This is a genomic window from Nocardia neocaledoniensis, from assembly GCF_029868625.1.
GTDB lineage: Bacteria > Actinomycetota > Actinomycetes > Mycobacteriales > Mycobacteriaceae > Nocardia > Nocardia neocaledoniensis_A.
This window is the reverse complement of the sequence record NZ_JARWOJ010000417.1, coordinates 21705-36807: the sequence shown is the minus strand read 5'-3', so window position 1 is coordinate 36807 and position 15103 is coordinate 21705. Positions and strand designations below refer to the sequence as shown.

General features: G+C 71.1%; 14 protein-coding genes and 1 riboswitch. Of the genes, 8 read left to right on the top strand and 6 right to left on the bottom strand.

Translation table 11 applies throughout. The features are described from left to right. Window positions 1–82 precede the first annotated feature (82 nt). Both QH270_RS32855 and QH270_RS32850 read left to right on the top strand, forming a co-directional pair. Window positions 83–1042, top strand: a complete 960-nt coding sequence (locus tag QH270_RS32855) for a DUF4349 domain-containing protein (protein ID WP_280348566.1) — start codon at window positions 83–85, stop codon at window positions 1040–1042. Further along, window positions 1002–1229 (top strand): DUF167 domain-containing protein, encoded by a 228-nt coding sequence (locus QH270_RS32850; RefSeq protein WP_280348564.1) that lies wholly within the window; start codon window positions 1002–1004, stop codon window positions 1227–1229. Before QH270_RS32855 ends, QH270_RS32850 begins: the two co-directional genes overlap by 41 nt. 23 nt (window positions 1230–1252) lie before the next feature. Here the strand turns inward: QH270_RS32850 and QH270_RS32845 are convergent, their stop codons facing one another. Next, on the bottom strand, window positions 1253–1735 hold the full coding sequence (locus tag QH270_RS32845) for a tRNA (cytidine(34)-2'-O)-methyltransferase (protein ID WP_280348561.1): 483 nt from the start codon (window positions 1733–1735) through the stop codon (window positions 1253–1255). A 135-nt stretch (window positions 1736–1870) separates the two neighbouring features. On the opposite strand from QH270_RS32845, the gene QH270_RS32840 reads away from it, so the two are divergent. Then, complete coding sequence (locus tag QH270_RS32840; RefSeq protein WP_110037522.1) at window positions 1871–2155, top strand: DUF3017 domain-containing protein; 285 nt, start codon at window positions 1871–1873, stop codon at window positions 2153–2155. Here QH270_RS32840 and QH270_RS32835 read toward each other — a convergent pair. Next, window positions 2148–2789 carry a nitroreductase family protein gene (locus tag QH270_RS32835; protein ID WP_280348559.1) on the bottom strand — a complete coding sequence of 214 codons (642 nt, stop codon included), beginning with the start codon at window positions 2787–2789 and terminating at the stop codon, window positions 2148–2150. The two genes, QH270_RS32840 and QH270_RS32835, sit on opposite strands and share 8 nt — an antisense overlap. Before the next feature lie 69 nt (window positions 2790–2858). Between QH270_RS32835 and QH270_RS32830 the strand changes: the two genes are divergently transcribed. Then, complete coding sequence (locus tag QH270_RS32830) at window positions 2859–3236, top strand: winged helix-turn-helix transcriptional regulator (RefSeq protein ID WP_280348557.1); 378 nt, start codon at window positions 2859–2861, stop codon at window positions 3234–3236. A 48-nt stretch (window positions 3237–3284) separates the two neighbouring features. Here QH270_RS32830 and QH270_RS32825 read toward each other — a convergent pair whose 3' ends face one another. Beyond that, on the bottom strand, window positions 3285–4244 hold the full coding sequence (locus QH270_RS32825) for an oxygenase MpaB family protein (protein ID WP_280348555.1): 960 nt from the start codon (window positions 4242–4244) through the stop codon (window positions 3285–3287). Between the two features lie 145 nt (window positions 4245–4389). Between QH270_RS32825 and QH270_RS32820 the strand changes: the two genes are divergently transcribed. Beyond that, window positions 4390–5022, top strand: coding sequence for a TetR/AcrR family transcriptional regulator (locus tag QH270_RS32820; protein ID WP_280348552.1), 633 nt, complete (start codon window positions 4390–4392; stop codon window positions 5020–5022). 4 nt (window positions 5023–5026) lie between these two features. Here QH270_RS32820 and metX read toward each other — a convergent pair whose 3' ends face one another. Together metX and QH270_RS32810 are read right to left on the bottom strand one after the other, a co-directional pair. Continuing rightward, complete coding sequence (gene metX / locus QH270_RS32815) at window positions 5027–6175, bottom strand: homoserine O-acetyltransferase MetX (protein ID WP_280348551.1); 1149 nt, start codon at window positions 6173–6175, stop codon at window positions 5027–5029. Next, complete coding sequence (locus tag QH270_RS32810) at window positions 6172–7488, bottom strand: bifunctional o-acetylhomoserine/o-acetylserine sulfhydrylase (RefSeq protein ID WP_280348548.1); 1317 nt, start codon at window positions 7486–7488, stop codon at window positions 6172–6174. The genes metX and QH270_RS32810 overlap by 4 nt, the downstream gene beginning before the upstream one ends. 81 nt (window positions 7489–7569) lie before the next feature. Continuing rightward, window positions 7570–7680: riboswitch (SAM riboswitch) on the bottom strand. A 174-nt stretch (window positions 7681–7854) separates the two neighbouring features. Between QH270_RS32810 and QH270_RS32805 the strand changes: the two genes are divergently transcribed. Both QH270_RS32805 and QH270_RS32800 read left to right on the top strand, forming a co-directional pair. Beyond that, a complete protein-coding gene (locus QH270_RS32805) occupies window positions 7855–8508 on the top strand; it encodes a hypothetical protein (protein ID WP_280348545.1) in 654 nt (217 codons plus the stop codon). Continuing rightward, window positions 8509–12621 (top strand): BTAD domain-containing putative transcriptional regulator, encoded by a 4113-nt coding sequence (locus QH270_RS32800; protein WP_348537700.1) that lies wholly within the window; start codon window positions 8509–8511, stop codon window positions 12619–12621. A 113-nt stretch (window positions 12622–12734) separates the two neighbouring features. On the opposite strand, the gene QH270_RS32795 is transcribed toward QH270_RS32800, so the two are convergent. Further along, window positions 12735–13427: a hemerythrin domain-containing protein gene (locus QH270_RS32795; protein ID WP_280348542.1), complete on the bottom strand. Its 693-nt coding sequence runs from the start codon at window positions 13425–13427 to the stop codon at window positions 12735–12737. 312 nt (window positions 13428–13739) lie between these two features. Between QH270_RS32795 and QH270_RS32790 the strand changes: the two genes are divergently transcribed. After that, window positions 13740–14960 carry an NADP-dependent isocitrate dehydrogenase gene (locus QH270_RS32790; protein ID WP_110037050.1) on the top strand — a complete coding sequence of 407 codons (1221 nt, stop codon included), beginning with the start codon at window positions 13740–13742 and terminating at the stop codon, window positions 14958–14960. The last annotated feature ends 143 nt before the right edge of the window (window positions 14961–15103 follow it).

Below are 15103 nucleotides of genomic sequence, written 5' to 3'. Positions count from 1 at the left end.
TGTCGCGGCGTTCCGCATTCTGCCCGCCGATCTGTAGCGGCGGCTGCGCCCGCCATCGGCTCCGGCGCATTACGCTGCGAGCATGCGCAAGCTTGCGGTGGTGCTGATCGGGATACTCGGGCTGTTGTTCCTGGCCGGGTGCGGGGACGACGCGGGGGAGACGAGCGCGGACCAGGCGTCCTCGCCGACGGTCTCCGGGCCCGCGGCGGCCGTGGCGCCCGGGTTCCGGGAGGGCGCCCCGGCGAAAGAGGGGCCTGCGCCGCAGGATTCGGCGAACCGGAAAGAGGTGATCACCGGTTCGGTCGACATCACCGCCGACGATCCGATCGGCGCCGCGGCCACGGTCGCCGAGCAGGTGCGCGCCATGGACGGCCGGATCGACAGCAGGACCGAGCAGCCCGGCACCGACAAGCGCACGCCGCGCGCGGTGCTCAGTGTGCGGGTGCCCGCCGACAAGACCGATGCCTTCATCACCGGGCTCGGCGGCGTCGGCAGCGTGACCAAGGTGAGCACCAACCGCGACGACGTCACCATGCAGTGGGAGGATCTCGACGCCCGCATCCGCGCCCTGCAGGCCTCCGTCGACCGGTTGCGCGCGCTCATGGCCAACGCGGCCAACACCGCCGACCTCATCGACGCCGAGGAGGCGCTGTCGAGCAGGCAGGGCGAACTCGACAGCCTGACCGCGCAGAAGCGTTCGCTCGACGATCAGGTCGCGCTGTCCACGCTCACCATCACCCTCACCGCCGACGACAAGACCGCCCCGGGCGACCCGGACAATTTCTGGGACGGGATCGTCGCGGGCTGGAATTCGCTCGTCGACTGGCTCCAGGACGCGATCGTCTTCGCGGGCAAGGCGATTCCGTGGCTCGGCTTCGCCGCCGTGCTGGGCGGGGTGATCTGGCTGGTCCTGCGCGTGCTGGTGCGCCGCCGCCGTCCCGCCGCGCCGGCGCCGAAACCGGCCGCACCGGCCTCGAGCGCGGTGAAGGAGGAGCGGACCGGTGCCGACGGTACGGGCGACGATCAAACCGAACAGCCGTAAAGGCCCGCTGGTCGAGACGGCCGACGACGGCACGCTCACCCTCTACGTGCGCGCCCCCGCCGTCGAGGGCAAGGCTAACAAGGCCGCCATCGAACTCCTCGCCGCCCACTTCGGCGTCGCCAAGTCCGCGGTGCGCCTGACCGCGGGCGCCACCTCCCGCTTCAAACGCTTCGACATCGACGCCTGAATTCGGCCGGGCAGGCGCTTCCGCTACTCCCCGCCGGGGAAGCCCAGTTGGCGCCATGCCTCGTAGACCGCGACCGCGGCCGCGTTGGAGAGATTCATCGAGCGGCGGCCGGGCAGCATCGGAATACGGATCTGGTCGGTGATGCGCGGGTTGGCCAGCACCTCGGCGGGCAGGCCCGTCGGTTCGGTGCCGAACAGCAGCGCGTCGTCGTCGCGGTAGGCGATGTCGGTGTAGCGGGTGCTCGCCTGGGTGGTGAACGCGAACACCCGCCCCGGGTCGATGGCCGCGAACGCCGTCGCGAGATCGGGGTGCACGGTCACCACCGCGAGGTCGTGATAGTCCAGCCCGGCGCGGCGCAACTTCGATTCCGACAGGTCGAAACCCAACGGCTCGATCAGATGCAACGCACACCCGGTCCCCGCCGCCAACCGGATCGCGTTACCGGTATTGGGCGGGATCACGGGATTGTGAAAGATCAGGTGCAGCACAGCGCACCACTCTGTCATGCCACGGCCACGCGGTCGGCTCGCCCCACCGTCGCGGCCGAGATCGGGCTCCGGGGCGCCCGCTCGGTGCCCGCGTCTGGAACAATCGGGGCCGTGAACAAGGCGGAGACGACCGGGAAGCATCGGGTCGTGCGGATGACGGCGGGCGAGCAGTACCTGCGCAGTCACCTGCCGATGACCGTGGTGAGCGCGCTGATCCTGGTCGCGATCGTGTTCGTCGCCTGGGATCGGTGGCGGCGTGGTGCGATCATCTTCGGCAGCGCGGCGCTGGTGGCGGCGGCGTTCCGGCTGTGCCTGCCGACGGTCCAGGTGGGCTTGCTCGCCGTGCGCAGCAAGCCCTTCGACGTGGCCACCCTGACCGCGCTGGGCAGCGCCATCGTCTTCCTGGCCGTCACCATCAACACCCTCGGCGTCAGTTGAGATAGCGCTCGGCGAACACCGTGAGCTCGCGCGGCCTGCGGCCCGGGTGCGGTGGGACCGCGACGCCGTGGCCGACGGTGACCATGACCGCGATGGCGAGATCGCTGTCGGCGTCGATGCCGATCGCCCGCTTCACCAGTTCGGGATCCCACCCGTTCATCGGCGCCGACGCCAGCCCGAGGCCGGTCGCGGCGAGCATCACGTAGGTCGCGGCGATCATCGCGTTCTTCACGGCGTTCTCGCGCAGCAGCCCGCGCTCGCGCAGTGCGTGGTATTCGGCGCGGGACTCGAACATCGCCTGGAACTCGGCGTTCCAGGCGCCGCTGGCCGAGGCCTGCGCGGCGATGTCGGTGTTGGCCGCCGCCCAGGCCGTCGGATCGGCCACGAACACCAGCACCGCGGGCGCCTCGAGCGGTTGGGGTTGTCCGAAGGCCGCCTCGGAGAGCGCTTTTCGGCCCTCGTCGCTGGTCACCACGACGATGGAGCGGTCCTGCATGTTCCAGGCGCTCGGCGCCTGCACGGCGAGGTCGAGCAGTTCGTCGAGCAGCGCGGGGTCGATCGGATCGGGTCGGTAGTGGCGGACGGTGCGGCGAGTGCGGATGGCTTCGGTGACCGAAAGTGTCTGTGTGCTCATGATTCCTACTATCGGAGAGTCGCTCTCCATTGGGAAGTAGGCACCTGAAAGTGCGTTAGAATCGGTGAGGTGCGCACGATTCACGAAGCCAGCGGCCTGCCCGCCGACGTCTACTCGGCCAAATGCCCCACCCGCGAGGTCCTCGACCACATCGCGGGCAAGTGGACGGTCCTGATCGTCGACGCGCTCGCCGACGGCACCCTGCGCTATACCGACCTGCGCCGCCGCATCGAGGGCATCTCGCAGAAGATGCTCACGCAGACGCTGCGTCAGCTCGAGACGGACGGATTCGTGGCGCGCACCGTGTATCCCACCGTGCCGCCGCGAGTCGAGTACACCCTCACCGAACTCGGGCACAGTCTGCGTGAACCGATCGCGGCGCTGCGCGAGTGGATCGAGACGAACATCAACCACATCGAAGCGGCCAGGCGCGCGACGTCACGGTGACCGCCTAGCCGGGGCAGCGTCGACCCGGCAAGGCGGTCACCGCGTGGTTCAGGCGGTTTCGGAGACGGGTGCGCCCTGTGCCCAGAGGCTGCGACCGCCCTGGCTGCCGTACAGCGCTCGCGCCCGGTCGGGGGTGATCGTGATAGGGCTCGCCGGCGGCGCCGCGGCGACGTGGGCGGCGAAGATCGAACCGGTGAGCGGGGCCACCAGCGGAGCGGCCTTGATCATCGCCCAGTTCTCCCGGCGCGAGGCGATCCACACGACCATCCGCACCGGAATGCGGACGAGCAGATCGAGGATCCGGGGAAAGGGCAGGCGTCCGAGCTTGCGCATCCAGATCGGCAGGGTCGGAATGCTGGCCAGCGACAGCAGCCGGCTGCCGAGCGCGAACCGCCAGCCCTTGCTCATCGGCACCCACATCAGATAGTGCATCGCCTGGACGGCCCGTTCGGTGACGCACAGGCGCGGCCGCACCTGCTCGAAGTAGGCGCGCACCCCTTCGCGCGTGCGCGGGACGTCGGCGGCCTTGCAGGTCTGCAGTTCGGCGGCGATCGCGCACTCGGCCCAGAACTGCCGCTCCTCCTCCTCGGTCAGGCCGGGGCCGTACATCTCGTAGGCGATGAGCACCGAATGCCAGCCGGTGAGGTGGATCCACAGCTGGGTCTCGGGGCTGTTGGCGGCGTAGCGCTTGCCGGTGACGGGTTCGATGCCGGTCATCGGCGCGTGGACCCGCATCAGATGCTCGGCGGCCTGGATGGCCGTGCGCCCGTCGCCGATCGCGACCAGCACGAAGTAGGCCAGCGTGTGGTCGAGGCGCGAGGCCGGATTGTCGTAGATGCCCTGGGAGTCGGCGACGGCGGCGGTGAGGAAGGGGTCGAAGTGTTCGAGGGTGACCGCGCGCTGGAAGCCGATCAGCGCGGTGGGTGAAGCCCACACTTTCCAGGTGACCGAGTCGGGTCCGAAGAATCCGTAGTCGTCGCGGCGCAGGGTGGACGGGTCGAAGGCCATTGCACGTGCTCCTTTGCAGTGCCGAGGGTGAACCTCGCAGGTGAATACAACGCCACCGTAGCAATTGCGCGCAGCGAATACAACGGCTGCGTAGGATTCGCGTGACGGGGCCGGGTATCGTCTGGTGGACGAAGGAGGTGTCCGTGTGACCGCGACGCGAGAGCAACGACCGCGCCGCCGCTATGCCCCGCGCCTGCCACCCGGGGAACGCCGCGCGCAACTGCTCGACGCCGCGTTCACCGTCCTGGGCCGCATGGAACTGCACGAGCTGAGCATGGAAGCGGTCGCGCAGGAAGCCGGCGTGGGAAAACCGGTGCTGTACACCGTGTTCAAGACTCGCGCCGAACTCGTGGAAGCCCTGCTCGAACGGGAACGCGAACGGGGACTGGAGCAGATCGCCGACACCCTGCCTGCGGACCTGCTCGATGCCGATCCGGTGGCCGCCGCCTCGGCGACCGTGGAGGCGTTCGTCGGTGTGGCACTGGCGAATCCGACCCGCTGGCGGCTGATCCTGGCGACCCCGGCCAGCGCGCCCGACGAATATCGCGCCGCGCTGCGCGCCGCCCGTGCCGATATCCTCGCCCGCGCGGAATCCCTTGTGCGCGTCGGTATCGCGATGTCACCGCGCTGGTCGGCGATGGACGCGGGGTTGCTCGCGAACTCGACTCTCACCGTCGCGGAGATGCTCGGCAGGCTCGCGGTGAGTGAGCCGCAGGAGTATCCGAAGGAGCGGCTGCAGAACTACGTGCGCTCGATCGTCACCCTGCTGACGAGCTGACCGGTCAGCGGTTCTCGCGCGCGAGCCGCATGGTCTCGGTGAGCAGCTTCGCCACCGCGGCCGCCTCGGTGAGGAAACCGTCGTGTCCGTCGCGCGAGTGCACGATCTCGAGGCCGGCGCAGCCGGGCAGCCCCTCGGCCAGCTCGGCCTGGGTGTGCAATGGATAGAGCCGATCGGAGTCGACGCCACCGACCACGCACGGCACCGGCGTCGACGCCAGCGCGGCGGCGACACCGCCGCGCCCGCGACCCACGTCGTGCCGGTTCATGGCCTCGCTGAGCAGCACATAGGTGGCCGGGTCGAAGCGCTGGCACAGCTTGTCGGCCTGGTGCTCGAGGTAGCTCTGCACCGCGTAGCGGCCGCCGGTCCACGGATCCTCGTCGCCCTGGGCCCGATTGGTGAAGCGATGGTCGAGTTCACCCTCGGTGCGGTAGGTCAGGTGCGCGATCCGGCGGGCCAGGCCCATGCCGGTCATCGGCGCGCGGCCGGTGCCGTGATAGTCGCCGCCGAGCCAGTCCGGATCGGCGGTGATGATGGCCATCTGGGTGGTCTGGGTGCCGATCTGGTCGGCGGTGGCCCTGGCGCCGACGGCCAGCACCAGCGCGGCCGCGACCCGATCGGGCTGACCGATCATCCACTCCAGCACCCGCATGCCGCCCATCGACCCGCCGACCACGGCGGCCAGCCGCTCGATCCCCAGCAGATCCAGCAGCTGCGCCTCGGCGGTGACCTGGTCCCGGATGGTCAGATCGGGAAAGCGAGAACCCCACGGCGCGCCGTCGGGCGCGAGCGAGGACGGTCCGGTGCTGCCGCGACAGCCGCCGAGCACGTTCGTCGCGATCACACACCATTCGTCGGTGTCGACCGGGGCGCCGGGCCCGACCATGCCTTCCCACCAGCCGGGCGCGGTGTTGTCGGCACTCGCGATGACCTGCGAGTCACCGGTGAGCGCGTGCTCGACCAACACCACGTTGTCGAGCGTGGGCGACGGCTCGCCCCAGCGTTGCACCGCCAGCCGCACATCGGGGACCACGGCGCCGTTCTCCAGCGTCACATCCCCGATGGCGACCACGCCGAGTCGCCCGTCCGGCGGTGGCAGCAGGGCCACCCCGGTCGCGGGACGGGCGATCGGCGATTCGGTGCTCACTGTCACGTGTTCGCCGCCGCGAATCCGGCCCGCAGATCGGCCAGGATGTCGTCGATTCCCTCGATGCCGACGGCCAGCCGGACCAGCCCCGGGGTGACGCCGGAGGCCAGCTGCTCCTCGGGCGTCAACTGCGAGTGCGTGGTCGACGCCGGGTGAATCACGAGAGAACGCACATCACCGATGTTAGCGACATGGCTGTGGAGGCTGAGAGCGTCCACGAACTTCTTGCCCGCATCGACACCGCCGGCCAGCTCGAACGAGACGATCGCGCCCGCGCCCTTGGGGGCGAGCTGCTTGGCCCGCGCGTACCAGGGCGAGGTCTCGAGGCCGGCGTAGTGCACGGCCTCGACACCCGGCTGTTCGGCGACGAACTTCGCGACCGCCTCGGCGTTGGCCACGTGCCGCTCGACCCGCAGGCTCAGCGTCTCGATGCCCTGGGCGATGAGGAAGGCGTTGAACGGCGAGACCGCCGCGCCCAGGTCGCGCAGCAGCTGCACGCGGGCCTTCAGCGCGAAGGCGGGCGCGCCCAGGTCGGCGAAGACCGCGCCGTGGTAGCTGGGGTCGGGCTCGGTGAAGCCCGGGAAGCGAGCGTTGCCGTCGGCGTCGCGCACGGTCCAGTCGAAGGTGCCGCCGTCGACGATCGCGCCCGCGACCGCGGCGCCGTGGCCGCCCAGGTACTTCGTCGCCGAGTGCACGACGATGTCGGCGCCGTGGGCGAGCGGCTGGATCAGGTACGGGGTCGCGACGGTGTTGTCCACGATCAGCGGCAGACCGGCGGCGTGGGCCACCTCGGCGATACCGGGGATGTCGAACACGGCGCTGCTGGGATTGGCGATGGTCTCGCCGAAGAAGGCCTTGGTGTTGGGCCGGACGGCGGCGCGCCACTGCTCGAGGTCGTCGGGATCCTCGACGAAGGACACCTCGATGCCGAGCTTGGGCAGCGAGTAGTGGAACAGGTTGTACGTGCCGCCGTAGAGGTGCGGGCTGGACACGATGTGGTCACCGGCGCCCGCCAGGTTCAGGATCGCGTAGGTCTCGGCGGCCTGGCCGGAGGCCAGCAGCAGCGCCGCGACGCCACCCTCGAGCGCGGCGATGCGCTGCTCGACCGCGTCCTGGGTGGGGTTCATGATCCGCGTGTAGATGTTGCCCGGCTCGGCCAGACCGAACAGCGCGGCGGCGTGATCGGTGTCGCGGAAGGTGTAGGAGGTGGTCTGGTAGATCGGCAGTGCCCGCGCGTTGGTGCTGGCGTCGGGGGCCTGGCCCGCGTGGATCTGCTTGGTCTCGAACGACCAGTTCTCGGGCAGGGCGGAATCGGACATGGCTACATGCTCCAGGGGTTGTGCGTCGGTGGGTTCAGCTGGGGCGGATCGACGGACAACAACACATGGGGGCCTCCTGCGAATGCGCGCTTGCTCCCGACCTTCGAGAGCCCGGTCATCACCCGGAGCACCCCACCGCAGCTGGAGGGTTGCCGACCAGCGAGCCGGGGCTTGACGCTGGTACTCATGACCTTGCCGTCATGGTAACCGGACAGCCCGCCCACACGGAAACTTCCCGCCGAAACGTCGCCTGGATCACTTCTCGGCCGGTGTGCCGGGCCTGGCGTGTCGCGGCGTGCCGACCGACCGTCCCGGCCGCAAATCGTTCGCAAGTGGGCGCCAATCGGCACCGGTCAGGCTCGGCGCATGACGATCGAATACGCCCCGGAATCCCACGCTCCAGCCCTCGCGGCGCCGCCCCGCCGGGATCGTGCCCGTGCGGTGACCCTCGCCGCAGGCGCACTGCTGTGGGCCGTGGGCAATCTGCTGCACCCGCTCGAACATTCCGAAGCAGCCGTGCACGCGACGACCTGGACGGCCGCGCATCTCACCTTCGCCATCGGCGCGGTACTGATGGCGGTAGGCCTGCCCGCCCTGGTCCGCGCCATCCGCCGACCCGCCGACGGATGGGCGAGCCGGATGCTCACGCTCGCGCACGGGTTGCTGTTCGCCGGGCTGGCCGTGGTGATCCCGATCGGCGCCTATCACGAGGTGTTCGTCAGCACCGGGGTCGATCACCACACGGCAGGCGAGATCGCCGACGCGTCCGCCGCGGTGCTCGCGCCGCTGTCGATGGCGCTGCTGCTCGGTTTCGTGCTGCTCGCGGCATACGCCCTGATCCGGCCCGCGGCGGTGTTCGGGCGGTGGTCGGGAGTGCTGATCATCGCGGGCACGCTGTCGATGACGGTCGCGGCGATGGCGCCCGGACTGCTGCCGGGCGCCGAGGGCTGGTGGATCATTCCCGGCACGGTCGCCCAGGGCCTCGCGATCGGCGTCGCGGGGGTGCGTATCGCCCGGTAAATTGACCGTATCGAACAGGACGGACCGTACGGCGGCGCGACCGCCGTACGCATCGATGTACTCGGCCCGCTGCGGGTCGAGGTAGGCGAGCGGCCCGCCGATCTGGGTGGGCCGCGTCAGCGCGCGCTGCTGGCCAGGCTGGTGCTCGCCGGCGGTGCGGTGGTGTCCACCGATCGGTTGATCGATGACTTGTGGGCGGGCGACCCGCCACCCAAGGCGCTGGGCGCGCTCCAGGCGCATATCTCCTACCTGCGCCGCGCCATCGAACCGGCGCGCCCGCCGCGCGCGCAGCCCACCGTGCTGGTCTCCGAGGCGCCCGGTTACGCCCTGCGTCTCGACCCAGCGGCGGTCGACGCCTGGCGGTTCGAGCGGCTGCTCGCCGCGGGCGAGCCCGACGACCCCGCACGGCGTTATCAGCGGCTCGGGGCAGCGCTGGCGTGCTGGCACGGCGAGCCGTACGCGCCCTTCGCCACCGCGCGCTGGGTGCTCGCGGAAGCCGCACGCCTGCACGAACTCCGCCGCGTCGCCGTGGAAGGCCGCGCCGAATCGGCACTGACCCTCGGCCGCCCCGACGAGGCCTTCGCGCTGCTGCACCGCCACGTCGCCGACCATCCCGACCGGGAGAACGCCGCGCGCCTCCTCGCGCTCACCCAGTACCGCCTCGGCCGCCAACTCGACGCCCTGACCACCCTGCGCGACCTGCGCGCCTACCTCGACACCGAATTCGGCGTCGTCCCGAGCCCAGCCATCAGTGTCCTCGAAACCGCCATCCTCACCCACGCACCGGAACTGACCCACCGAGTCCCGGCGGAACTCGCGGACGCCTCCCCGCGCTCCGGAGCGGGCGCGGGGGCCGTACGGGATCGATCGGACAGCCCTGGCAAGGGCGATCGGGCGCCGGAGGTGGTCGAACGCAGTGCCGGTGCGGGTGTGCGCGGTGAGGACCCGGCGGGCCGCCGGAGCGGGTCGTCCGGTCCGAGAGTCGACAGCTCGCGCGAGCCGGCGATGGACGGTCCTCGTTCCGAGCGGCCCGCCGCTGAGTCTGCGATTGACGGTGCTGTGTCCGGGCCGTCGGTCGCTGAGTCCGCGGCGGTGGGCTCTCCGTCCGGGAGGCCCGCGGTCGTCGGTTCGGCGCCGGGACGGTCGGTCGCCGACCCCACGGTGGTCGGCTACGCATCCGAACGCGCGGCCCTGCTCGCCGAGGCCGCGGCGGTGGTCGCGCACGGACGCGCGCGGGTGGTGTGGCTGGAAGGCGAAGCGGGCGCGGGCAAATCGACGCAGGTCGAGGTGCTGGCCGCGGCCCTGTCCGCCGACGGATGGACGGTGGCGAGCGCATCCTGTCCCGAGGTCGACGGCGCTCCCGCCGCCTGGGCCTGGGTGCACCTGCTGGACGGTCTCGGCGGCGACCATCCGGATCAGGGTCGGCACCGGCGCGGTCTCGATCCGGCGGCGCCGACGTCTCCGGGCTCGTCCGCGCCGGCGGCCGGGACCTTGCCGGGGCCGGATCAGCTGGGAGCGGTGTGGTTCGGCGGGGAGCCGACGGACTCCGGTTCGCGAATGGGCGACTCCGCGAGCGACGACGTGCCCGGCGCGCGTGAGCCGGCGGAGCGAGTCGCCGGTCTGTCCGTGATGCCGGGCGGGTTGCCGTCGAGCGATGAGCGGGCGCGGACCACCACCGGTCGAGACGATCGCGCGCACCCGTCGGGCGCGGTGGCGGATGGCACCGGGGCTCAGGCGGGGCCGGGTGCTCTCGTGTGGGCGGCGGATGTCGGGGCGCAGGCCGGGACGGGTGCGCTCGTGCCGGCGGCGGAAGGTGTCGGGGCGCAGGCAGGGCCGTTCGCCATCGCGCGGGAGGTGGCGCAGGTGTGTGGTCGGCGCCTGACTGGGGGGCCGCTGCTGGTGGTGCTCGAGGACGTTCACCGGGCCGACAGCGCGACCTTGCAGATCCTGCGGCAGGTGGTGGCGTGGCTGACACGGCGGCCGTTGCTGGTACTGGTCACCGCGCGAGGGTCGGAGGCCGACGCGGGCGTGCGGGCCACCGCCGCGGCACTCGCGGGGTCGACCGGCCGGCGGCTGGTGCTGGAAGGGCTCGACGGCGCGGCGGTGCGCGCGGTCGCGGAGCGCGCCGGGCTGGCGTCCATCGACGACGACACGGTCGAGTGGCTGCGCGCGCGGACCGCCGGTAATCCACTGTTCGTCCGTGAGGTCGCGACGCTCGCGGCCGCGGTGGGCGATCTGCGCGCCGTGCCCGAGGGGGTGCGAGCCGTGCTGCACCGCCGGATCGCCCGGCTGCCCGCGGGCGCCGCCCGCGCCTTACGGCTGGCCGCGGTCTGGGGTGACGACATCGACTTCGACACCCTGCTCGCCCTGACCGCCGAACCGGAGGACACCCTGATCGACCTGGTCGACACCGTCACGGTCGCCGGTCTCGTCCGTATCGTCGACACCGACCGAATCACTTTCGCCCACGCCCTGATTCGCGACGCGGTCTACGGCGACATCCCCACCCTCCGCCGCGCCCGCCTGCACTGGGCCGCCCTGGAACTCCTCGAACGACGCACCGGCGCTGCCCGGGTCGACCTCGAGCCCGTCCTCGACACGGTCGTGCTCGACGCGATGGCGCACCACGCCATCGCCGGGGCGGGCTCCTCGACGGCTACCCACGCCCTGCGCTACGTCCTCGCCGCCGCGCGCAGGCGCACCGCCGGCCGCGCCCACCAGGACGCCGAGCCATTGTGGCGCGCGGCTCTCGAACTGCACGCCCGCGCCGGCCACGACAGCCCCGCGGCCACCCGCCCGGACCGCCTGGCCGCCCTCGCCACGCGCTGCGCGCTGATCAACGCCCTCGCCTACGGCGGCAACGACGAGCAGGCCCGCCGGCTGCGCACCGAAACCCTGGCCATCGCTCGCGCACTGATGCCCACCGACCCTGAGCGGACACACGACCGCGATGCGGCGCGGACAGGCGATCGTCCGGCGGACGCGGCGACCTCCGCCGACACCGGGATCGACACCGACCCCGTCGTGGCCGTCCTCACCTGTTGGCGCGCTCCCACGATCTGGACCAGCCGGGATCGTGGTCTGCCCGACTCCGACATCTCGGTCGATCTCGCGTCCGCGCTGGACCGCACCACCGCGCCGGACCTGCGCGTCCGGCTGCTCGTCACCACCGTGTTCGCCGTGGAGGGGTTCGACAACCCGCGCGCGTTCGCCTGCTCGGCCGAGGCGGTGCGCACCGCGCGCGAGCTAAGCGACCCCGAACTGCTGTGCGCGGCGCTCAATGCCAGGGCCTTCGTCGCCCTCGGCCCTGATCTGTGGTCGGAACGCGGCGAGCTGGCCGACGAACTGCTGCGCGTGGCGACCACCGCCGGCCTCCCCGAGTATCAGGCCATCGCGCATTTCCTGCGTTTTCTCGTCGCCTCGGGCGCGGGCAGGCTCGTCGACGCGCGGTCGGAGATCGCGGAGGCGCTCGACTGCGCGGAGGGCGGACAGCTCGGCCCGCTGCTGGTCGTCTCCACCGCGCACCTGGCCGTCCTCGCCGTCCTGCGCGGCGACCTGGCGACGGCCGAGGCGATCGACGCCGACCTGAGCGCCAAGATGATCGCCGCGGGCAACGCCAACGGTGCCGAACTGGTCCTGCTGGCCCGCATGATGACCGGGTGGGCGCGCGGCGACCTGGCCCCCGGCCTGGACGGGTACGCCCAGCTCTACGCGGCCGCACCGCACGCGATCAGCTATGTGTACGCCCTGGCGCTGCTCGACGCGGGCGACACCGAGCGCGCGAGCACCGTCCTCGCCGCGGGCACCGAGGTCCTGCGCGACTACTACTGGGGCGCGATGTCGGCGTTCGAGGCCAGGGTGGTCGCCCGGATCGGCAGCGTCGAGGCGGCCGAGCGGCTCTACCGGGACCTGCTGCCGAGGGCGGGCACCATCGCGGGCATGGATTCCGGGTCGGTCGCTTTCGGCCCCGTCGACACGGTCTTGGCCGAACTGGCCGACAGGCTGGGCGACCACGCCGCCGCATCCCGGCACCGCGCCGCCGCCGAGCGGGTCCTCGCCGATCTGGCGACCGAGCTGGACGCCCTCGACGGAACCGGCGCACCGCTCGCCTGAGGGTCACTTTTCGCGCCCGCGATCCCGCAGCCAGCGGCATCATCCCGCTCGGGCCGCCATCCCACGCCCTCTCGTGCCGCCCCGATCTGAGCGCAGCACCCGCGCCGCCCGAACTACGAGGGCAGCGTCCAAGCCCACCTGCGCCGCCGCCCGCGCAACCCGCAGCTTCCCGCCAGCACCCGCTCCCGCCTGCGATACCGCGCCCCGAACACCGCCAGCATCGCGCGCACCGGCAGCCCACCTTCGCGCAGCACCTCGGCGCGTTCGGCGGGCGTGCAGACAGCCATCATGCGGGGCAGTTCGAAACTCAGCACCGCACCGCCGCGGGCGGCCGCCTCGACCTCGTCCCAGCGCGCGGGGCTCAGGTACTCGGTGACGATCGGGAACACGGTCCGCTCCTCGTCGGCGATGTGCTCGTCGAGCACGGTGTGCAGGCGGGTCAGCTGCTCGGCGAGGTGCGCGGCCGCCGTGGACCGGCCGGCGACCAGGTCGGCGCAGGCGGCCCTGATCTCGGCCAGCATCGGGTCGAGCTGGGCGTGGTCGTCGGTGAGTTCACGCAGATCGACCGCATCGCCCGCGGCGGCGGAGAGCATCGGCCAGAGGACCTCGTCCTCGATCCGGTGGTGATGGTGGATGGAATCGCACAGCAGGCCGAGGTGGTCGGCGACCGCGCGCGCCCGCCGGCGCGGGCACTGCCCACCGGCGAGCTCGCGGGCGAGACTGGCGAAGCGGGACGTATCGGCGAGCATGGCGCGATGGGCCAGCCGGATGCCGAGCAGGTTCGGGGTCGGGGATATGTCGGTCACCACCCGAGCGTGGGCCCGCCCACTTGCGACCCGTTTGCCATCCGCTGCCTGCGCGGTTCCGTCATTACTCGCGGGTACGCGGAGCGGGTGTCGGCCCGGGCTCCCGGCGGGGTAACTTCGTGGAGTCCCGCACAGCGGGCCCTCCCGTCGCGGTGAGGGCGGGGGCAGCAGTACGCTCGTCTTGTTTGCACCACACGTCCCGCAGACAACGCGGGGCATATACGTTGTCTGTTGGAACAGCTGGGGTCCGCTCACAAGCGTGTTCGCCTGGCCGTGCAATGAGGGCACCATCCTAGGAGGACACGAAGATCCATGTCCAAGATCAAGGTTGAAGGTACCGTCGTAGAACTCGACGGCGACGAGATGACCCGGATCATCTGGCAGTTCATCAAGGACAAGCTGATCCACCCGTATCTCGACGTGAACCTCGAGTACTACGACCTCGGCATCGAGTACCGCGACAAGACGGACGACCAGGTCACCGTCGACGCCGCGAACGCCATCAAGAAGCACGGCGTGGGCGTGAAGTGCGCCACCATCACCCCCGACGAAGCGCGGGTGAAGGAGTTCAGCCTCAAGAAGATGTGGCGCTCGCCCAACGGCACCATCCGAAACATCCTGGGTGGCACCATCTTCCGTGCGCCGATCATCATCTCCAACGTGCCGCGCCTGGTGCCCGGTTGGACCAAGCCGATCATCATCGGCCGTCACGCGTTCGGCGACCAGTACCGCGCCACCGACTTCAAGGTCTACGAGGCGGGCACCGTCACGCTGACCTTCACGCCGGAGGACGGCAGCGAGCCGATCGTGCACGAGGTCGTGAAGATGCCCGAGGACGGTGGCGTCGTCATGGGCATGTACAACTTCAAGAAGTCCATCGAGGACTTCGCGCGGGCCTCGTTCAACTACGGCCTGCAGCAGAACTACCCGGTGTACCTCTCCACGAAGAACACCATCCTCAAGGCCTACGACGGCATGTTCAAGGACACCTTCCAGGAAGTCTTCGACGCCGAGTTCAAGGCCGAGTTCGACGCGGCGGGCCTCACCTACGAGCACCGCCTGATCGACGACATGGTCGCCTCCTCCATGAAGTGGGAGGGCGGTTACGTCTGGGCGTGCAAGAACTACGACGGCGACGTGCAGTCCGACACCGTGGCGCAGGGCTTCGGCTCGCTGGGCCTGATGACCTCGGTGCTGCTCACCCCGGACGGCCGCACCTGTGAGGCCGAGGCCGCGCACGGCACCGTCACCCGGCACTACCGCCAGCACCAGCAGGGCAAGCCGACCTCGACCAACCCGATCGCGTCGATCTTCGCCTGGACCCGTGGCCTGGAGCACCGGGGCAAGCTGGACAACACCCCCGAGGTGATCGGCTTCGCGCAGGCGCTGGAAGACGTCGTCATCAAGACCGTCGAAGGCGGCCAGATGACCAAGGACCTGGCGCTGCTCGTCGGCGGCGACCAGGGCTACCTGAGCACCGAGGAGTTCCTCGGCGCCCTGGACGTCAACCTGGCCCGCGCGCTGAAGCGCTAGCACCACCTCCCGCGCACTCGGCCGCCCGGCGCGCGATCCGCGCCCGGCCGACGGTGAGGTCGATACCCGACCCGGTGAGTCACCCGTGTTCTCCCCAGAACACGGGCCACTCGCCGGGTCGCACGTTTTCCGGGGCCCTTCGG